Origin of the sequence: Clostridium estertheticum, assembly GCF_026650985.1 — a bacterium.
GTDB classification, from domain to species: Bacteria; Bacillota; Clostridia; order Clostridiales; family Clostridiaceae; genus Clostridium_AD; species Clostridium_AD estertheticum_C.
In genome coordinates, this window is record NZ_CP086239.1 from 3,475,740 (window position 1) to 3,496,646 (window position 20,907).

Here is a 20,907-nt window from a genome sequence, read left to right on the forward strand (position 1 = left end):
GTCAAACTCTATTAAAAATGACCTTAGCAGTTATATAATTATTTGAGTGTTTTATTGATAGAGGCGGTGCTTTACCTTTAAAATACTTTTTTCATAATTTTCACAAAAAACAATTATTGGAGCAACTAAAATTGCATTTAGCTCCTCCAATTTACTATCTAGTTTTCTTGCCGCACAATTTTATAGTAAGTCTTAGCTGTCAACCCATAAACTACAGCATATAACACTGCAAAGATCATCTTCTACAATCAATATTTTATACATACATTTACTATACTAAATGTCATATGTATTTCAGTCAAGTTTTTCACTGGTGGATGCTAAACAGAACCTTTAAAATCCACTTCTTAAGAATATTAATTATCATACTTACCTAAAAACTCTCGAGTTTCTTTTCCAATCTCTTGTGATTTCGTATAGAAAATGTAATGTTTTCCTTCTATAGTAGAATAACTAAATTTAGTATACTCCTTAAATTCATTTAAATTTTTACTCATTATTTTTGTATACTTCTCATTATTTATATCTTTCATAGATCTAATTGGTATAAATTTTAGTATTGGCAAATCCTTTGGCATTTTAGTTTTATTAACTGTTTCACAATTCTTTAATATCATATTAACTTCATTTTCCATTGTTTTGTTAAATGGATTTTGCACTCCCATTTTAACTAAATCATTTTTATCCTTTTGTGAAAAACAAGCTTCATCTTTATAAATGTTATTATAGTATATCCTATCAATGCCTAAGACATTTCCTACAGTAGCTGCGATATATTGCTTTTTACCAATAGATAAATCAACTTTATCCGCTTCATCTAGACATGCTTTAACTAATGTTGTATCCATCATAATTATTGCTTTAATTTCTTTCGGATAAACCGCTGCATAATATTGAGCATATATGCCTGATACAGAGTGAGGCATAAGTATATATGGCCCAGCTATATTCGCTTCCTTCAATGCCGCCCTGGTTTCAGCAACAATATTTTCTACGCTACGCTCTTTTGGAGTTTCATCGCTAAACCCATAACCAAAGGGTTCAACAACGACTACTTTAAAGTCTTTTTTTAATTCTTTAATCAAAGGTTTAAAATCAATTGAAGGTGCAATACTTCCTAAACCAGGCATTAAAACAATTGTTTTTTTTCCTACTCCCTCAGAATATACGTGCATTTTTTTACCATCAACATTAACTAATGTACCTAAATGATTAACATCGTCCTTTTCTAGATGTTTTCGAACTTGACCTACTATAGATATAATTGTTAACAATGCTAATATCACAACAATAATTTTTTTTAATATCTTTAGTGTCTTTTTAAGCATTATAATCACCTTCTTCATAGACCATCCTCACGTAATTATTACTTATGAAAAAATAGAATAAAATCATTGTTATTGAATATAAGCATATCGCAATTATTAACTGAGTATTAAATGAAAAATTCATTATTTGTTCTAACATCTTCATTGCAATAATACTATGGAGTATCCCTACACTACCAGGTAAAATAAATGAAATTCCAACTTGTACATACACAGATCTCTTTACTTCCTCTTTGCTCATACTTATTTTCTTCAATATTTTGTACTGCTCTTTATCCATGAAGGCATCCTTTAATATTTTAAAATAAATTGTACTAAAGGTTGAAATTATAAATATTATAGACATTATTAACCCTAAAAAATGAAATATTTCTATTGCATAATAATCCCATGTATATTCATTGATATGTGGATATATCTTATCCTTTTTTATGACTTTACTTATGTTTAATATTAATTGGTCTGCCTCTTTCTCCTTACTTATTTGAACGCAATTTAAATATGTTTCATTAAAACCTTCCTTAACCTTTTCATATTCATCATCTTCTAAAATATATATATTCTTTTTTCCTAATTTCTTTATAATCCCAGTAAAAGGTATATCTTCTTGTTTTTTAATTACATAATCTCTATTTTTTATTTTTATTTCTTTTTTCAGAGCATTCAATGGAGATGCTAATGTTGTTGCACTTATTATAAAAACAGCCTCGCCTCCCTTAGGCTTAATATTATCTGTTACTTTATAATTCAGAAACTCTAAATTCTTTTTTAATGTTGAATAGCTTATTATTATTGCTTCATTATTATAATCTACTTTTTTAGGATAGTTTATATAGTCAATCTTTCCGAGGAAAAATTTATTTTCATTAATTCCAATTAACTTATGATTAGATTCATTAATTATTCCTACTACTTTTTCTTTTAATTTTTCATCATTACTTTCATAACTAAAACTATATGGAGATTCTTTAATAATTTCTTTTTGGGCAACTTTCTCAAAGGATAAGCTTACTCCAAAGGCTGTTATAGCTGCTGCACATAATATTGCCGTCATAGCTAGATTGTGATAATTTCCTTTTAGTCTAAAATACACATTAGAAATACTTACTAACCTAACATTCTTATATACAATATTTTTGTTTTTAATCATCTTATTAAAAACTATGGACATGAAACTTCCAAAGAAAAAGTATGTTCCTATTGAAACACATAATAGTGCTGTCATAGATGAAAACATCAAATCTAGATCCCATCTTTTAATCATAACTCCAACTAAGTAGCCAGCTAAAATTAATAATACCCCCAAGATTCCCTTAAAATATCTTAACTTTTGTAGATTTTCTTTTTCCTTTGTAGCATTAATCATATCTATGAGTTTACTTTTTTTTACCACTCTATATTTCTTATAACCTAATATTCCAAAAATACATGAGAATGCTAAAATTACTATAAAAATAGAGTTTAATGATATTTTGAAAGGTATCTCTACATTTAAAGAAATTGATTTTGCGAGTAACATAAAAAATAATTTAGATGATATTACTCCAAATGCAAGTCCACTAACCATAGAGGTAACTCCAAGTAATAAACTTTCTATTGCAAATACTTGTCCAATTTTTGATTGAGTAATTCCCATTAACATATACAAAGCGGTCTCCTTTTTCCTATTTAATAGAAAAAATTCATCTGCATTAAATATAAAATATATCACTGTACATACTAAGATAAATCCACATGAAAGACTTGCTACACTTGCTGCCTGAAACCTTTCACTAATTGCAGTAAATACATCGTTGTTTTCTATAGCTAAAAAGTTATATAAAGTTGCAACAGATACAATTGTAATAAGCAAATAAAGTTTATATACCTTTATATTATCCTTAAAAAGCTTCAATGATAGTTTAAATGAGTTCATCGCTTTCTCCCCCCATCATAGCTATCATATTAAGAATCTTTTTAAACATCTCGTTTTTATCTCCATTGCTGTCTAACTCACCACATATATTGCCATCCTTCAAAAACATTACTCTATCTGCATAACTTGCAGCCCTGGCATCATGGCTTACCATTATAATTGTAGTATTATAATTTTTATTTATATTTACAAAACATTCAAGAACTTCTATAGCTGATTTAGAATCTAAAGCACCAGTTGGTTCATCTGCAAAAATCACCTTTGGAGATGTAATTAATGCTCTACAGATTGCTGCTCTTTGCTTTTGGCCCCCTGATAATTGATAAGGATATTTATCTAGATGTTTTTCAATACCTAAGAGCTTTGTTAGTTTATTAATTTTTTCTAATATTATCTCTACCTTTTCATTGTTTAATGTTAATGGCAATGCAATATTATCTCTTATTGTCATATTATCTAACAAATTAAAATCTTGAAAAACAAAACCTATTACGTCTCTCCTAAACCTAGCTAATTCATTTTCTTTTAGACTGTTCACATCTTTACCATCAATTAAAACCTCTCCTGAAGTTGCTTTGTCTATTGTTGACATGACATTTAAAAGGGTAGTTTTTCCTGAACCTGAAGGTCCCATTATACTAATAAATTCACCTTCATTAATTTCTAAATCTACTTCCTTTAATACTTTATGTTTATTAGTTAACCTTCCATATTCTTTAATTAATTTTGATACCGATACAATTTTTTTCATATTATCACCTCGTATCTATAGTATAATTTATACCCGATTACTCCTCCACCTATCAAGGTTACAAATTAGATTCTAATGTGACATTGGTGTAACATTATAGTAATCGGCTAACTTGTAAAAGCTTAAAATAAATTCAGTGTACTCACCCTCTCTACTTTCTACCTTTAAATCTATATTTAAATTATTACACATCTTTTTTGCATAATATAAACCAATGCCAGTTGATTTAGTTCTTGTTCTTCCATTTTTTCCAGTAAATCCTTTATTAAATATTCTATTTATATCTTCCTTTGGAATACCAATTCCATTATCTTTAATATGTAAATAGTAAGCCTTGCTATCTTCTTTACTCAAAACATGTAATTGTCCATTTTCATTGGTGTATTTACTACTATTATTAATAATTTGAGAAAGGATATAGTGAATCCATTTTCTATCACTTATTATATTAAAACCTTCAACCTCTAATATTATTTCAATGTTTTTGTTTATGAAAAATATTGCATTCACTTTTATTGCCTTTCTAATTTCATCTCCTACTGCTACTTGCTCACTTTTCACATCTAAATTATAATTATTTGCTCTTGTAACATATAGAACTTGATTTACACTAAACTCCATTTGTTTCATTTCAGATATTATCTTTTGCGATTCATCCTCTTCCAAGTCTTCTAATAATAAATCAACAATAGCAATATTAATTTTAATATCATGAACCCATTTTGTAATATAATCTTCAAAATCATTTATATTGTTTTTTAAACTTTCTTCCTTCTTTAGATATTCTAAACTTTGTTTTTCTAAAATATTTGAAACAATATTTAAATGAAAATCATTTGTTTTATTAGCTAATCCCTCATTGAATTTCAAAATATTACTGTATTTATTTTTTTCTTTTATAAATCCATAGGTAAAAGTTATAAATGCTATTAATAAAATAAGCACGTCCATATACACAATATCTTTAAACGCTTTATTTATAGTACTACTGGTATATACTATACAATTAGTTATTATAAAAATTATTATATTATTTGTTAACCATACTTTATTAATCTTCATATAATCAATTAACTTCATCTACTATTTTCCCCTTTTTATCCTTTATATAAATAACTATATTTTTTGTCTCTTAATAAAAAGCCAACCATTCAGGATTTTTATCCAAACAGTTGACTTAATATCATAATATTATATATCCAATGCCTTTTCGTGTTATTATTAAATCTTTTATTCCAACTTTCTCTAAGCGATTTCTTAATCTATTAATATTAACTGTTAAAGTGTTCTCATTAACATATATATCATCATCCCAAAGCTTTTTCATTAGTTTGCTTCTAGAAACCCCTTTTCCCTTATTCTCCATAAGAGTTTGTAAAATGAGCATTTCATTTTTTGTAAGTTCTAAAGAATTTTCATTATATAAAAGGGTTGTATTATCTAAATTTAACAATAAATCATCACATTTTAATACTCTTGCTTCTTCATTTTTATACTCATATGTCCTTCTTATAATAGCTTGTATTTTTGCAATTAAAACATTTGAATCAAATGGTTTTTGTATATAATCATCTCCACCATTATTAATTGCCATTACTATATCCATATTACTATCCCTTGAAGATACAAATATAATTGGTATCTTAGATATTTTTCTTATATTTTTACACCAATAAAATCCATCACAAATTGGAAGATTAATATCCATAAGAACAACCTTAGGTTCACATTCTTTAAAGCACTCTATTATTTTTTCAAAATCTTCACATACAGTTACTTCAAATCCCCATTTGCTTAGAATATTACTTAAGACTTCACACATGTTTTTATCATCTTCAATTATCAATAATTTATATGTATTAATCATTTCGACGCCCTAACCCATCCTAATTTATCACTTTATCTATTAGACAATTTTATTCTTAGATGTTGATATTATATCATCTCTCCTCGCAAAAACAAAAGATAGTTATCTTCTCTTGCTCTTCTTAATCATACTTATTTAATATTAATTATTAAATAATCCAGCCCCTTCTATTATCTCCTGCTCAGTAAATAAACTTAAGACAGCTTCATTGTAATCACTTAAATTTTGTGACTTCTTTATTTTTTTAGCATACTTTTTATTATCTGAAAACATATAAATCATATATCCCCATAGTTCTTTCATTCTAAATATTGCATTTCTATCTTCATCAAATAATTCTATATATTTATTTAAAATTTCATCATGAAAATCTTTTAATACTTTTTTATCTATATTAGTATTATTTTTAATCTCATTCATTAACCTTGGATTGGCTATTATTCCTCTTCCTATCATTACCTTTTTTACTTCTGGAAAAGTTTTCATTAGTTTATTATGATCATCACTAGTGAAAATATCCCCATTATAACATACTGGATTTATGCTTAAAGATAATGCATCTTTAAACACCTGTAAATTAGGTTTATTCCCATAAAAATCTTTCTGTATTCTCGGGTGGATAATTAATTCTTCTAAAGGATATTTATTGTAAATTTTTATTAACTCATAAAACTCTTCTGGACTATCTTTTCCTATTCTAGTTTTTATAGAAATTTTCATATCATCTATTTTAAATATTTCATCTAAAAACATATCGAGTTCTTCTCTTTTGGCTAGAAACCCTGATCCTTTATTTTTTGAGACAACCGTTCCAGCAGGACATCCTAAATTTAAATTAACCTCGTCATACCCTAATTGTTGTAATTTTCTAGAAGTAATAATAAAACCTTCTGAATCGTTAGTAAGTATTTGTGGAACTACATTCATTCCTTTATTATTTTCAGGCAAAACATCTCTTAATTCTTTAGACTTAAGACTTCTACTTTTATTTGTAACAATAAAAGGTGTAAAGTATTTATCAATATTATTAAAAAATTTTTTATAAGAATTTCTATATACGTATCCCGTAATTCCTTCCATTGGTGCTAAATAATACTTCATTTAATAACTCCTTTATAACTATTCTAAAAACATTATATCAGAATTTTATAATACTTTTAGGAAAAGTACTGCCATAACTATTATTGCTGGAAGTGATTGTTTGAAAAATACGCTCTTTGTTACAGTAATCGCTCCATATATACCCGCTATTATTACACAACACAAAAAGAATATAGCCACATTATTTGACCACATATAGTCTTTAATAAATAAAGACCATATTAAGCCTGCAGATAAAAATCCATTGTACAACCCTTGATTTGCTGCCATGACTTTAGTTTTAGGAAATAAGTCCTCTGGTAAAACTTTAAATACTTTTTTACCCAATGTAGTCCATGCAAACATCTCAATCCACATTATGCATAAATGTTCAAAAGCTATTAATCCTATTAAAATTTTTGATGCAACCATAACTATATTTTCTCCTTTATAAAGCTAATTTTATGTTATCAAACTTATAATTTCATAAAAATTTAAATCGCAATTTATTTATCAATAATTCAGTTCTGATAAATGATCTGCAATATGCATTGCAAAATACTTGTCATAATTACTCTTTGTTAATTTTCCAAACAAAAGATGTGGATATAAATCAGATTTATACCCCAAGAATTTGTCTATGGAAAAAATTAATTTTTGCATTGCTTTTACCACATCCCCTTCGTTAGGTATTACTGGAGCATCTGGAACTGGTGCAGTTAAACTATGTTTCATAAATCCTTGTTTTAAAAATTTTTTAATGGCTATTTTGCCTACAGTAATTTGAATAAACTTAGGTTTTAGTTTAGGATATCCTTCCATAGAATATTCAATTGTTTGACTACAATGTACTAAAATCTTATATAAAGACCATATTGGCGCTTCTACTTTATTTGATTTAGAAATATTTAATAGCTCTTTTTTAGCTTCTTCAAGTGAATAAAGCTTTAATAATTTTTTATCCATTGATACGTACCCCCCTTAAAAAGAATTAAATCATCTCCTGCGGAGTCAGCTCCTATGGAGATGAGCAAACTATAACTTATATTCGTCTTCTCTTGCTTTCTCAAGTGCCTCTAAAAATATTTCAGGTTGTTGTGCCCCAGATACCGTATATTTATTATTAATTACAAAATAAGGAACACCACTGATTCCAAGCCCTGAAGCTGTTTCTTCATCTTTTCGTACTTCGTTACTATACTGAGCTGATTCTAAAATACTTAATACTTTTTCGCTATTAAGACCTACTTCGTAAGCAAGACTAGCTAATACTTTATTATCAGATATATTTAAAGAATCTACAAAATATGCCTTTAAAATTCTTTCTGATAACTCATTCATCTTACCTTGTGTTTTTGCATAATGTGCTACCCTGTGAGCATCAAAAGTATTCGTTGGAATTAAATCATCAAAATTATAGTTAAGACCTATAGCCTTAGCCTCCGCAGCTATTTGGTTATTTGATGCTTTAGCTTGTTCTACTGGTATGCCATATTTTTTTGCTATAATCTCATGAATATTTCCATCAAATTTCTTTTTAGATGACGGATCAAGCTCAAAACTTTTAAAAACTAATTCAACTTCGTTCTTATATTCAAATTTTTTTAAAGCAATTTCTAATCTCCTTTTACCTATATAACAAAACGGACACACAAAATCGGACCACACTTCTATTTTCATTACTATTCCTCCCATTTCCATATTTAATTATTCTACTAATTCTGCTTTATATATAACGCCTCTGGTTTTAAACTTATTAGAAATAGAGTTGATTTCGTTTATCCTACCTAATATACAGCTTTTTTTCATTCATTCACCTCGTTCATTAGGGTATGAATTAATATTAACTCTTAAAACTTTTTTGTCAATACTTATTATTATACAATAATATAACTCTTGAACATGCACCCTTTGAAATATAAAAAAAGCAGAACTAACCAACTTATTTTGGCTAGCACTGCTATTAGTTATAATAATATCCACAACTTTTGAGTTCATTAATAATTTATAACTATTTTACTGTAATAATTTCTTTAATCAGACTTTGATCTCTTGAGTCTGAACCTACCATAATTTCAAATTCTCCTGGCTCTACTACATATTCTTCATCAGCATTTACAATAGTAAGATCGGAAATGGCTAAATTAATGTTTACAGTCTCTGTCTCTCCAACTTTTATAAATACTCTTTTGAAGCCTTTTAATTCTTTCACAGGAGTCATAACAGAACTTACAATATCGTTAATGTATAACTGTACAATTTCTGTACCATCAGACTCACCCACATTAGTGACATCAACACTTACTGTTATAGTATCCTCTTTTGAACATATCGCCTTAGAAAGTTTGAGATTAGAATACTCATAATTAGTGTAAGACAGTCCATAACCAAAGCTATATAAAGGGTCTTCTACAGGCATATCTGCATATTTAGGACTATGCCAACCTGGCAAATGATTATAATATACAGGCGTTTGCCCGCTATGATATGGAAATGAGATTGTAAGTTTTCCACAAGGATTAAATTCTCCAAACAGAATTTGCGCCAATGCTTTTCCACCTAATGTTCCAGAATTAAAAGTTTCTATGACTGCATCTGCATTCTGCGTTATCCATGGAATAGATAGGGGTTTGCCATTAACTAGTACAACCACCAAAGGTTTATTTAATTTTTTTAGTTCTTCCAAAAGCTTCTGTTGAGATCCAGATAAATCAAGAGTAGCTCTATCTTTAAACTCACCGTTTAGTGCAAGGCAGTCTCCCACCACAGCAATTATTACATCCGCATCTTTGCATGAGTTAATAGCACCATCTATATCTATGTCTTCTTTATTCATAATATCGCAGCCTTTATGATAGCTAACTTCTACCTCTTTAGATGAAGCCAATTCTTGGATCCCTCTTAACATGGTATAATACTCAAAATTAGGTATAGCATCGGGGCTAGGATTCGGATGGCTGAAAAATGTCCAATCCCCGAACTGAGCTTGTATATCATCTGCATTAGGACCTATTACAGCAATTTTTTTAATATTTTTAAGTGGTAATGTGTTATTTTTGTTTTCTAATAATACCATAGATTCTCTTGTGAGCTGAATGTTAGCTTCTTGATGTTCAACGCAATTAATAACGTCTTTAGAAACATAACCACGTCTTTTCTTACCATCAAAGAGTCCCATTGAAAACTTAATATTTAGTATTCTCTTAACGGCTTCATCAATAAGTGATTCAGAAATTTCACCTTTTTTAACTTGTTCCAAAGTAGCGTCATAAAAATCATTAGTATTCATAATCATATCATTTCCGCTTTCGATAGTTTTCTTAGACGCATCGAAAATGTCAGGAGATACTTTTTGATTACTCACAAGGCTCCCTGTATTATTCCAATCTGTAACTACAAATCCTTCAAATCCAAGTTCATCTTTTAATATGCCTTTTAGCATTTTTTTATTGACTGCCATAGGTGTTCCATCTATAGATTGATATCCCGTCATGAAGGTAGCACAACCAACTTCAACTGCCTTCTTAAATGGTGGCAAAAAAACTTCTCGTATTTTTCTTACAGTAACTTCAGTGTCGTAAGCATCTTTAGCACCTGTGCTTTCACCATAAGCTAAATAGTGTTTAGCACAAGCCAATATACTATTTGGATCAGATAAATTCTCACCTTGATAGCCTTTGATTATCGCAGAAGCTAATACCCCTATAAGATAAGGATCTTCTCCAAAGGTCTCATCAATACGTCCCCATCTCATATCGCGTCCAATGCAAAGTACAGGAGAAAACGTCCAATGTAAGCCATCAGCAGCAACTTCTTTAGCCGTTACGCGCCCAGCTTTTTCTATAAGGTCTGTATTAAAGCTACATGACATAGCAAGTTGTGAAGGAAATATTGTTGCCCCATTAAGAAGTCCATGACCATGTATAGCATCTATACCAAATATAAGCGGAATTCCAAGTCTTGTAGATAATGCTAATTCTTGAAGATGATCCGCATTATCTCCTAGAACATGAAGGAACGAGCCTGAGAATTTTTTGCTGACCCACTCTTCCGCTTCAGTTGGATTCACCATGCTATAACTTATTTGCATCATCTGTCCAACTTTTTCTTCCAAAGTCATAAGTGAAAGTAGGTTTAATGTTCTTTCCATTGGTGTAAGTGAAGGATTTTGATATATATAATTCATTAATGACACCTCTTTACGTATAGTTTTTTTGATAAATTTATACTGTGTAATTCTATTGAAAGATTATATATAGTAACACTTTTTTCCTTATATTACATTCAGCATGTTACCTATTAGTTTAGTTTAGACTTTAGTTGTATTACTTTGTCACATAAATTCTTTATAATTGTTCCATCAGGCAAGTACATATCTATATTGGCTTTATTAGGATTATAAATATCAATATTAAAATTCCCATTTATCAGCTTCCAGCTTACACCAATTTCTCCTAGCCTTGTTACAACTTTTCCTTTAGCCCAGGTAAGTGGGCCCAGTTTCGGAGCAATAGTGATACTGTCAGCATTACCCTCGCTTGGTTTTACTCCTAGAATCTCTGCACAGAATTCATACAGAGGCACTGCCCCCCAAGCATGACATTCACTACGCTGTGTTACAGGGTCTTCATTCCATGTTGTAACATTTAAGTTCGTCATTTCCCTCCAAGCATCCCACAATTCAAAGGATTTATCATAAAGTCCAGTTTTCGAAAGTGCTCTAAAAAGAAAATAAGACATAGCATATGAAACTTGCGCAATAGTTTTGATTTTAGTTGCAACTTCCATAAGATCTGAGGCATTTTTTCCTTCAATTGCACCCGATAACACAGCCCAAATCTGAGCATGTTGACTGTATAATTCTACAGCAGGTCCATCTCTGAACATTTTATTCTCTTCTGACCAACAATTTTTTATAACAGCATGGTTAACTTTTGTGGCTCTTTCTAAATACTCCTGTGCTATTTCTTTTCTACCTACAACTTTGTTTAATTCTGCAGCCTTTTGTAAAGATACCGCATACATAAGGCTGTACACTGTCAAAGATCCTGTTTTTGCAGCTTGTGGAACTCCTCTACCACTTCTCCACTCTGGAACCCAGTCAACAAACTTCCAATACTGATCTGGGATATTATCCACCAACCCTTCCTCATTTAAACGTCTATCAAACCATTCAAGCACTGTATCCATGGTTGCACGGTACCTTTTTACCAATTTACTATCTCTAAAATAGCTATAATGATCATGCAACATTAGAATCCAATAAAAATTAAATGCAGGTATAATTTGAGGTTCAATTGAAGGATACCTGCTTTGTAACAAACCTTGCGGTAATAATGAACTATGGAAATCATAAATAGCTTTTCTTGCTAACCTATCATCTCCACTGACATGATAAGTAAAAAGTGTCTGAAGGTACGTGTCCATAGTATACTGAAACTGTTCATAATAAGGACAATCTTCATAAGTCTCATGCATGCAGCGTCTCAGTGTGTTAATGCTTATATCCCAAAGTTTGTGTAAGGAAATATCTGAACATTGAAACTCTGCCTTTACCTCGAGGGGATATCCTGTCTCTCTATAATTAAAACTATGAATATATAGGGGGCTTTCACCAACAGTAATTTCTATTCTAATAAATCGAAAGGTTCTAATCCAAAAGGGTTCGTAGCTTTCAAATAGGTTTCCATCTTTATTACCTCTGCCTGAAACCTTATAAATATCAATATCGCCATATAATTTGCCTTTCTTCTCATCATCTCTAACCCCTCGGTCCCTTGTCCAAGGTATTTCAATTGGTTCATTTTCATAACATTCAGCGCAAAGAATTTTAATTATACTATCCTTACCACCACTTAGCCTAATCTTTATATATCCTGTTGTCAGTATTCCTGCATCAATTTCTACTATAAAACGCTTTCCCGAATCAAGTTTTAAACATCCCTTATTAGTTGAAGAAAACTTTTCTAATATATCCTCTTTTTTAATTTCTTCATCATTCACGTACTTTATTCCAACAAATTCTTTACGCTCTTCATAAAGCATTGGAATGGTTCTTTTAGTTAGCTGCCAAGTATTCAAGACCCCCGTTGAAACATCTAAAGAATCATAGCAAATACATCTCTCCCAGTGATTATCATCATACTCCAGTTTCTCCCACGCAAAGTTACTAAATTCTCCTTCTACTCTTTCAGACCCTCCCAAAAACATAGTATTGTATCTACCTTCCACAAAGCGAACAGACTCATCCTTTAGGCAAACCCAAGAATCGTCTGAAACTATATTTTCTAATTTAGTCCCGTTACTATCAGTCAATTCCCCATCAAAAATAAGCATACCCAGAGGTGAACGCCATACAGAAATATTTTCTCCTATTGGTGGATGATGTAAAACTTTGACTGCAATAATATTTTTGCCAACTCGTAATCTGTCTGATAAATCAACTGTTTCGTAATAAAAAGAAAAGCCATTTCCTTTACAAGGTCCTACTGCTACAGACTCACCATTTAAATACATACGATATCTGCTATCTGCTGAAATATGTGCTAAAAATTGGCATTCATTATCTTCAATTTCAAATACTTTACGAAAATATACAACTTCATTTTCTGCATTAAAATTTCTTTTTTCGCCATGATCTCGCCATATGAATTTTGATTTCCATTTTCTACTTTGTTCTTCCACACTAATCCTCCTATCACATATAGTTAATTTTAAAACTCCCATCCCCTGGTATATATAAGCTTAAGAGGGATGGGAGTTTATTTTACATAATCTTTTTTATAACTGTCAATTTTCCTACTCCTTAACCCCTCCATTCGCAATTCCAGAAACTATTTGTTCAGAGAAAAAGAAAAACATAAAAATTATTGGTATAATTGATAAAGTAACTGCTGCAAATAAATAATTCCAACTTTGTAGTAATGTTGCTGTATAATTATTAATCATTAGTGGAAGTGTCATATTACTTTTAGTTGATAAGAATACAAGTGGAATAAAAAAGTCGTTCCACGTAGCGAATGTTGTAAGTAATGCCACTGCAGATATAACAGGTCGTGCTAGTGGTAACATAATTGAATAAAAAATTCTAAATTCACTTGCTCCATCTATTTTACCTGCTTCGTACAACTCTCCTGGAAGAGTTTTGAAAAACATAGATAAAATAAAAACAGGAAGAGATAGATTTGAAATTCCTATTATTACTACTCCAAAAATATTATTATTGAGGTGAAGCATTTTTATAATATTATAAAGAGGTATTAATTTTAACTGTACAGGCAACATCATACCCATTAAAAAATATGCTAATATTAAACCCTTAAATTTAAACTTAAATTTTGAAAGTCCATAAGCAACAGTGCAAGCTAAGGCTATGGCACCTACAACTACTAAAACTGTAATAACAACGGAATTAAAAAGACCTCTTAAGTATCCATTCATAAACACATGTTTAAAACTTTCAAAAGATATTGCTTTTGGTAATCCAAAAGTATTATATAATAAATCTTGTCTTGTCTTAAAAGAATTAGATGCGGTCATTGCAAGCATATATATTGTAAATGAACAATACATAACAAGTATCACCGTAAAAAATTTTTTCCATGTTTTTTCTGATTTACTAAATTTAAAATCGATAGATTCTTTTTTCATAATATTTCCACCACCCTCAAATTTCCAATTTTTTAAGTAATTTCGACTGTATGAGTGTTACACTTAATATCATAACAAACATTACCACACTAACAGCTGCTCCGAAACCAAAAGCCGCATCTCCATTTAATGAACTACCAAAAGCATACCTAAAAAAGAATGTACTCATAAAGTCTAATGAGCCTGTTGCTCCACCATTAGCTCCAGCAATCATATATGGTAAATCAAAAACAGTTAAACCCCATATTGTGTCAAGCACTATCACATTAGTTATAGATGGCCACATTAATGGGAGTATTATAGAAGTAAACCTTTTTAATGCTCCTGCACCGTCTACTAATGCTGCTTCTATAATTGATTCTGAAATATCTCTCATATTTGCTACAAACAAGATCATACCATAACCTACACCTGACCATGTAACAGCTATAATCAATACTATAAATGAGTATTTAGGATTTCCAAACCAATCTTGTTGAAACTTTTGAAGATGAAGTGTTTGTAAAATATTATTAATTAATCCTATTTGTCCATTAAACATCATCATAAAAAAGAAACTAGTAATGACATTGCCAATTACCCATGGCATAAGAATTAACATTTGAAAAATTTTGTATCCTCTGATTTTTGTATATATTAGATATGCAAATAGAACTTGTATTGGGGTAATAACCAAAAGAGTCCAAAATATATATTTCATATTGTTCAAAAATGCTGATAAAAACATTGCTGACGTTCTTGGATCAAACAACAGTTTATAATAATTTTGAAGACCTATAAATTTCATGGGACCAATTCCAGACCACTCGTAAAAACTATATCTAATTGAATCAATCATAGGATAAACACTAAAAATTGTATATAAAATTAGTCCTGGTAATATAAATAATATGTATGGTCTTTTTCTAAAAAATTTCATATTCCACCTCTCCACAAAAGTTTTTTTAAAATTAAAGCAGAGTTTTTAAGACTCCACTTAAATTCTAAAAGTAATATTAGTTATCTTTTTTTCGAATAATCTTGTGCAGCATCAAGTTCCTTTATTAAATTCTGGGCAGTTATTTTTCCTCCAACCCACTTTGAACTATCATCTTCCCAAAGCTTTCTTGGATTTAAACCCTCTTTAGCTCTGTAACCAATAATTGAATAGAAACTATCTACCTGTTTGTTAGCAGTACCCATGTCTTTTGTCAATTGATCATTAGCCTTTAAGCTTGACATTGCTGGAATACTTCCTGTAGATGTAACAAACGCTTGTTGTGCTTCTACCGATGATGCAAATTGTAAATATTTCAATACCTCAGCAGGATGTTTTGTCTTTGCATACCCTGCCCAACCGACTGAATAAGTAACAACCATTGATTTCCCACCTTTAACCATTGGCATCTGAAAAGCTCCTAGGTTTACATCTGGATTGCTACTTTTAATATCACTTACAAGCCAAGATCCATTTATAAGCATAGCAGTATTTTTCTTAGCGAAATTTAGAGTTGCTGCAGTAGTATCTGAACCTAATCCATTGTTCGTAAAATACCCTTTTTTCTTCCATTCTTCATATTTATTTAAGCATTTAAGCAATCTTGGATCATTAATTTTTGCTTTTCCAGCTGCAGCTTCATCCAACCAGTCAGGTGCTATTGCTGCAATTATTGGTTCTAAAGTGAATAAAATATCCCAACTTGATTTTTCTCCTAATGATATAGGTGTAATTCCATTTTTAAGTAATGTATCACAAGCAGTCTCAAATTCTGCCAAAGTATTAGGAACTTTTATTCCATACTTTTCAAATATGTCTTTATGGTAATAAGTAACCCTTGTTTCAAGAGTAGCTCCTGGGGTTACATATAGTTTATCCTTTCCTGCCGCATCCTTTAAAAATAGAATCGATTGAGCACTAGTGTTAAACTTTGTTAAGTCTATTTTATCAGTCAAATCCATTGCTCCACCATTTTTTACTATACTTGAAAGTTTATTATCTTTATTACCATTTGACCAAAATATATCTGGTGCGTCTCCTGCTTGTATTGCAGTATTTAATAAAGTATCATACTGTTCACCTTTGTTTTCAACCGTAACTTTGATATTAGGATTCTTTTTATTAAACAAATCAATTATCTTCTGGTCAGCCGTTGAATAAGGTTCATTATGATCCCACAATGTAAGATTTACAGTCTCACTTTTAGTTGTACCTGACGAACTAGCACCACAACCTGATAAAACTGAACCTAATAATATAGTTGTGATTATAAACGTTAAATTTTTAAAATTCTTTTTATTCATCAAGATTCCTCCTATAATAATATAATTTAATTGCTTTTTTTTATATTTTTATTATAACTTAGAAAAATATTTTTCATAATAGTTAAAACTTATAGACTTCTGCAAAATATTAGCCATCTATACGTTTACAGTTGTCGAAAAATACAAATATTAAGAATAAGGTGTAAAATATTTAGATTTTGATTCCAAAAATTAAGATTTTTTATATTCTGTAATATTTTTCCCTGTTGTTTTTTTAAAAACCTTTACAAAATAATTAACACTATTGAATCCAACTCTTTCCGAAACCTCAATTGCAGATAGACTTTCATCTTTTAATATCATCTTTGCTTTTTCAATCCGTAATTGTGTTAAGTAATCTATAAAGTTTTTATTCATTTCTTTTTTAAAATATTGACATAAATAATTTTTATTCAAATGAAACTCTTCTGACATAAATTTCAAACTTAGTCCTTCACTATAGTGATTATCTATATAAGTTTTTATCTTATTTATTAATTTTATTTGAGTAGATTGTTTTTGAATATTTTGTTCAATTTGTTCTAGACAAAAGATTATATACTTTTCTATTATACTTGCATACTTAATATCTTCTATTACTAGTGAAGGAGTAATATTTTTACTATTATATACATTTTGATCTAAACGAGAGTCAAAATATTCAAGCAAATAAAAATTAATAGAATACAAAATATTATTTACTTCTTGTCTGAATATAGACGGTGATATCTCTTGTTCCTTCATGTATTTAAAATATTGTTGGATACTTTGAACCATTTTCGTTTTATTAAAACTATAATTGGATTTATCTATAATATTATCTTGAATTTTTTTTATATTATTAATATCTGTAATACTGTTAAATTTCATTGTAGGTTCATAATAAACAATGCTGCCTTTCCCATTATAAAATCTAAATGAAAAAGCTTCCTCGGCCTCTGTATATGCTTTTTTTACCAAAACTAATGAGTTGTGCATTTTACTTATTCCAACTGAAATACTGCAATTAAAATATTCATTAAGCGATATACAGATATTCTCAATTAGGTAATTTACCTTTTCAAATATTACCTTCTTACTATTTTCTTCTTCAATTGTTAATAATACTATGATTCTTAAATCTTTATCAATGAACACTTCCCCTAATCCATATCTATTAAAGATTTCATCAATAACACTTATTACTGATTTTAAATCAAAGCCATTTTTAATCTCAAAAAATTCCTCATCATATTCCTCATCAATTCCCAGCATAACTAATATTAAATTATTTGAACCTAATCTTTTACAGTATGTTAAAATTTTATTTTGCAATTCTTCGCCCACAAAATCATCTTGTTGTAAATTCATTAATTCACTTATAATACTTTTCTTCATTTCGTCCAAATTTACTACAATTTGTATACTACTACTGCTACTACTACCTTTTTCATTAAAGATTTGTTCCTTAATTTTCAATAGAATATCAATCAGTCCATTTTCCTCAATTTCATACTTTAAGATATAATCATCGGCGCCTTGCTTAAACGCACCTCTTATGAGTTTAAAATCATCATGACAAGTTAAAACAACAATTTTTATGTCGTTATATATCTTTTTCAACTCCTGGATTAGCTGCATTCCATCCATTATAGGCATAGTGATATCTGTTAACACAATATCAGGTTTGCTTTTTTTACAGTATTCAAGAGCATCCTTACCATTAGAAAATGTATTAACTACAGTAAATTCTTTTGAATCTTCTATATAAGATTTAATTCCAAGTCTAACTAAAATTTCATCATCTACAATTATTATATTACACATAAAGTGTTCTCCTTCTTTAAATAATTTTATAATATTAACGGTAGCACAATTGTTACTATAGTTCCTACCCCAAAAGTACTTTTTATGCTTATCCCATATTTATTGCTATAGTTTAGAACAATCCTGTCATTTATATTTTTTATTCCCATTTTATTGTAGGCATTATCACTCTTTCCTAAGTATAATTTACTTAAATCTTCCTGACTCATACCAATTCCATTATCTTCAATTTGAATATACAATTTTTCTTCTTTAATGAATATTTTTATATTTATTTCTCCAAACATACCCTTTTCACTAAACCCATGCAATATACAATTTTCTATTACAGGCTGAATTGTAAATTTCATGATTTTATTATTTTTAATGTCCTCAGGCACCTCATAATTAATATTAAAGTTCCCGAATCTTACATTTTGTATGTACACATAGTTATCTAGTAACTCAATTTCCTCTGTAATTGTTATTAACTCATCACCATTTTTAGCCACATTTCTTAAAAGTTTAATAAATGCACTAAGCATTTTCTTAATTGCATCTTGCTTATTCAAAATTGCAATAAACTTTATTGAATTTAAAGTATTATACATAAAATGCGGATTAATTTGTGATTGTAACGCTAATAATTCAGCTTTTCCTTTTTCTTTTTCCTTTTCCTTCACTTCAGTAACAAGTTCATTTATTTTTTTAACCATCACATTAAAGGTTCTACTCAGAGCTCCTATCTCATCTTTACTAGTGTCATCAACCGTAATTGTAAAACATCCTTCTTGCACCATTTTAATTTTTTCGCTTAGATTTTTAATAGGTTTAGTTATTTTTTTAGGAAATATATAAATTAGAAAGGATAAAAAAATTATAAAAATAACAATTATAGTGAGTATTATGTTCTTTATTGAATATACTTCCTTAAGAAGTTCATGTAATGGAATATAAGAAACAAATGTCCATCCTGTAACATTAGATGTAGAGAATACTATAAGAGTTTTTTTATTTCCTATTTTTTCAACAAAGCTACCATTTTTTAATTTTACAGCTTTTTTCAAATAATCATTCTCTAAATGTTTTCCTATTAAGTTCTTGTCCATTGATGAAACTACTGTTAGGTCTTGTGAAACTACAATATTAGTAGAGGTTTTGCTTAAGTTAATATTTTTGTAAATATCATTAAAAAAGCTATCACTAATTATTAATACAAGTGTACCAACTTTTGTTCCATCCTGTGATTTAATTTCCCTCACAGCACTAAAACCCATATCATTTAATATAGATTGTAACTTTTCAGTAGGAATCCATACAACTCTACCATCTGCTTCAAAAGCTTTTTTTCTTATCTTTTCATAGCCTCCATCATTATATGGAGTACCATACCCATTATAATAAACACGTCCATCATTAGTCATTATATAGGAAGAAAGAACATATTTATCAACGTTAATTAGGCTTAACATTACATCCGCTACTGATTTTTGAATTTCATATTTCTCATAAGAATCCTTATATGGTTTTTTCATACTTTCAATTATAGCTTCATTTGAATATATTTGCCTTGTAAGATTATTATATATCATAAGTTTTGAATCTATGGTAATATTCACTTGATTAATCAATTGCGATGTATACATTTGAGTCTTATCGCTAATAAAATTAAAATATATATTATACATTATAACTAATACTAATATAGTTGGAATAAATATTAGTATTAAAAAAGAAACTAAAACCTGATATTGGAGTTTATGATTTAACGATTTAATTTTAATAAACAATTTTTTGAAAGAATTAACTTTCATCTTAATAACCACTCCTTTCGATACTTCATCTAATACTATAAATCTTATTTAATATATTTTGAGTCATAACAAGGATTTTATCCAACAGTAGTTTATATATTAATTTTATAATACTAAAATATTTCGCTTCAATCAGAATTGTAACATTTAAAAAGCTATCTGCATAATATCATTAGATATTTAAGATAGCGTTTATAATACATTTAAAATGTAAGGTCTTAAAAATAAAAAATAGCTGACTAAAGTGTATTTTCACACTTTAGTCAGCTATATCAAACTCTTCAGCCTTATCATACACTAAAAAATTTGTGCTATTTACTAAAATACTTCTACTTTTATCGAGGCCACTGAAAAACTATATGAAAAATCGTCATCGAATTAAAGATGGCGATTTTTTTATGTAAAAGACTAAAAACAAAAAGGAATTTTAAAAGATA

Annotated in this window: 16 protein-coding genes; all 16 read right to left on the reverse strand. The window is 29.0% G+C overall.

Annotated features, from left to right (window positions below; genetic code table 11):
* Positions 1 to 356: 356 nt before the first annotated feature.
* Positions 357 to 1,328 (reverse strand): alpha/beta fold hydrolase, encoded by a 972-nt coding sequence (locus LL038_RS16660; RefSeq protein ID WP_216127118.1) that lies wholly within the window; start codon positions 1,326 to 1,328, stop codon positions 357 to 359.
* Complete coding sequence (locus LL038_RS16665; RefSeq protein WP_216127061.1) at positions 1,321 to 3,243, reverse strand: FtsX-like permease family protein; 1,923 nt, start codon at positions 3,241 to 3,243, stop codon at positions 1,321 to 1,323. Before LL038_RS16665 ends, LL038_RS16660 begins: the two co-directional genes overlap by 8 nt.
* A complete protein-coding gene (locus LL038_RS16670) occupies positions 3,230 to 3,994 on the reverse strand; it encodes an ABC transporter ATP-binding protein (RefSeq protein WP_216127065.1) in 765 nt (254 codons plus the stop codon). The genes LL038_RS16665 and LL038_RS16670 overlap by 14 nt, the downstream gene beginning before the upstream one ends.
* Before the next feature lie 72 nt (positions 3,995 to 4,066).
* A complete protein-coding gene (locus tag LL038_RS16675) occupies positions 4,067 to 5,074 on the reverse strand; it encodes an ATP-binding protein (protein ID WP_216127068.1) in 1,008 nt (335 codons plus the stop codon).
* A gap of 103 nt (positions 5,075 to 5,177) precedes the next feature.
* A complete protein-coding gene (locus LL038_RS16680) occupies positions 5,178 to 5,861 on the reverse strand; it encodes a response regulator transcription factor (protein WP_216127071.1) in 684 nt (227 codons plus the stop codon).
* A 141-nt stretch (positions 5,862 to 6,002) separates the two neighbouring features.
* Positions 6,003 to 6,962: a tRNA dihydrouridine synthase gene (locus LL038_RS16685; protein WP_216127074.1), complete on the reverse strand. Its 960-nt coding sequence runs from the start codon at positions 6,960 to 6,962 to the stop codon at positions 6,003 to 6,005.
* A gap of 45 nt (positions 6,963 to 7,007) precedes the next feature.
* Positions 7,008 to 7,373, reverse strand: a complete 366-nt coding sequence (locus LL038_RS16690; protein WP_216127078.1) for a DUF1304 domain-containing protein — start codon at positions 7,371 to 7,373, stop codon at positions 7,008 to 7,010.
* Between the two features lie 81 nt (positions 7,374 to 7,454).
* Positions 7,455 to 7,907: a DUF1569 domain-containing protein gene (locus LL038_RS16695; protein ID WP_216127081.1), complete on the reverse strand. Its 453-nt coding sequence runs from the start codon at positions 7,905 to 7,907 to the stop codon at positions 7,455 to 7,457.
* A 69-nt stretch (positions 7,908 to 7,976) separates the two neighbouring features.
* Positions 7,977 to 8,621 carry a DsbA family oxidoreductase gene (locus LL038_RS16700; protein WP_216127084.1) on the reverse strand — a complete coding sequence of 215 codons (645 nt, stop codon included), beginning with the start codon at positions 8,619 to 8,621 and terminating at the stop codon, positions 7,977 to 7,979.
* 331 nt (positions 8,622 to 8,952) lie between these two features.
* A complete protein-coding gene (locus tag LL038_RS16705) occupies positions 8,953 to 11,127 on the reverse strand; it encodes a glycoside hydrolase family 3 N-terminal domain-containing protein (protein WP_216127090.1) in 2,175 nt (724 codons plus the stop codon).
* A gap of 113 nt (positions 11,128 to 11,240) precedes the next feature.
* Positions 11,241 to 13,625 carry an alpha-L-rhamnosidase C-terminal domain-containing protein gene (locus LL038_RS16710; RefSeq protein ID WP_216127092.1) on the reverse strand — a complete coding sequence of 795 codons (2,385 nt, stop codon included), beginning with the start codon at positions 13,623 to 13,625 and terminating at the stop codon, positions 11,241 to 11,243.
* A gap of 114 nt (positions 13,626 to 13,739) precedes the next feature.
* On the reverse strand, positions 13,740 to 14,591 hold the full coding sequence (locus LL038_RS16715) for a carbohydrate ABC transporter permease (RefSeq protein ID WP_216127099.1): 852 nt from the start codon (positions 14,589 to 14,591) through the stop codon (positions 13,740 to 13,742).
* A 16-nt stretch (positions 14,592 to 14,607) separates the two neighbouring features.
* The gene (locus LL038_RS16720; RefSeq protein WP_216127101.1) at positions 14,608 to 15,510 is read right to left on the reverse strand and encodes a carbohydrate ABC transporter permease; all 903 of its coding nucleotides are present in this window, start codon (positions 15,508 to 15,510) and stop codon (positions 14,608 to 14,610) included.
* Between the two features lie 80 nt (positions 15,511 to 15,590).
* On the reverse strand, positions 15,591 to 16,871 hold the full coding sequence (locus LL038_RS16725) for an ABC transporter substrate-binding protein (RefSeq protein ID WP_216127104.1): 1,281 nt from the start codon (positions 16,869 to 16,871) through the stop codon (positions 15,591 to 15,593).
* A gap of 192 nt (positions 16,872 to 17,063) precedes the next feature.
* Positions 17,064 to 18,677, reverse strand: coding sequence for a response regulator (locus LL038_RS16730; protein WP_216127106.1), 1,614 nt, complete (start codon positions 18,675 to 18,677; stop codon positions 17,064 to 17,066).
* A gap of 26 nt (positions 18,678 to 18,703) precedes the next feature.
* Positions 18,704 to 20,470: a cache domain-containing sensor histidine kinase gene (locus LL038_RS16735; RefSeq protein WP_216127108.1), complete on the reverse strand. Its 1,767-nt coding sequence runs from the start codon at positions 20,468 to 20,470 to the stop codon at positions 18,704 to 18,706.
* Positions 20,471 to 20,907 lie beyond the last annotated feature (437 nt).

Bases quoted from the DNA above. Each gene is read 5' to 3' on its own strand.
- LL038_RS16660 (WP_216127118.1), bottom strand. From the start codon at position 1,328: ATGCTTAAAAAGACACTAAAGATATTAAAAAAAATTATTGTTGTGATA.
- LL038_RS16665 (WP_216127061.1), bottom strand. From the start codon at position 3,243: ATGAACTCATTTAAACTATCATTGAAGCTTTTTAAGGATAATATAAAG.
- LL038_RS16670 (WP_216127065.1), bottom strand. From the start codon at position 3,994: ATGAAAAAAATTGTATCGGTATCAAAATTAATTAAAGAATATGGAAGG.
- LL038_RS16675 (WP_216127068.1), bottom strand. From the start codon at position 5,074: ATGAAGTTAATTGATTATATGAAGATTAATAAAGTATGGTTAACAAAT.
- LL038_RS16680 (WP_216127071.1), bottom strand. From the start codon at position 5,861: ATGATTAATACATATAAATTATTGATAATTGAAGATGATAAAAACATG.
- LL038_RS16685 (WP_216127074.1), bottom strand. From the start codon at position 6,962: ATGAAGTATTATTTAGCACCAATGGAAGGAATTACGGGATACGTATAT.
- LL038_RS16690 (WP_216127078.1), bottom strand. From the start codon at position 7,373: ATGGTTGCATCAAAAATTTTAATAGGATTAATAGCTTTTGAACATTTA.
- LL038_RS16695 (WP_216127081.1), bottom strand. From the start codon at position 7,907: ATGGATAAAAAATTATTAAAGCTTTATTCACTTGAAGAAGCTAAAAAA.
- LL038_RS16700 (WP_216127084.1), bottom strand. From the start codon at position 8,621: ATGAAAATAGAAGTGTGGTCCGATTTTGTGTGTCCGTTTTGTTATATA.
- LL038_RS16705 (WP_216127090.1), bottom strand. From the start codon at position 11,127: ATGAATTATATATATCAAAATCCTTCACTTACACCAATGGAAAGAACA.
- LL038_RS16715 (WP_216127099.1), bottom strand. From the start codon at position 14,591: ATGAAAAAAGAATCTATCGATTTTAAATTTAGTAAATCAGAAAAAACA.
- LL038_RS16720 (WP_216127101.1), bottom strand. From the start codon at position 15,510: ATGAAATTTTTTAGAAAAAGACCATACATATTATTTATATTACCAGGA.
- LL038_RS16725 (WP_216127104.1), bottom strand. From the start codon at position 16,871: ATGAATAAAAAGAATTTTAAAAATTTAACGTTTATAATCACAACTATA.
- LL038_RS16730 (WP_216127106.1), bottom strand. From the start codon at position 18,677: ATGTGTAATATAATAATTGTAGATGATGAAATTTTAGTTAGACTTGGA.
- LL038_RS16735 (WP_216127108.1), bottom strand. From the start codon at position 20,470: ATGAAAGTTAATTCTTTCAAAAAATTGTTTATTAAAATTAAATCGTTA.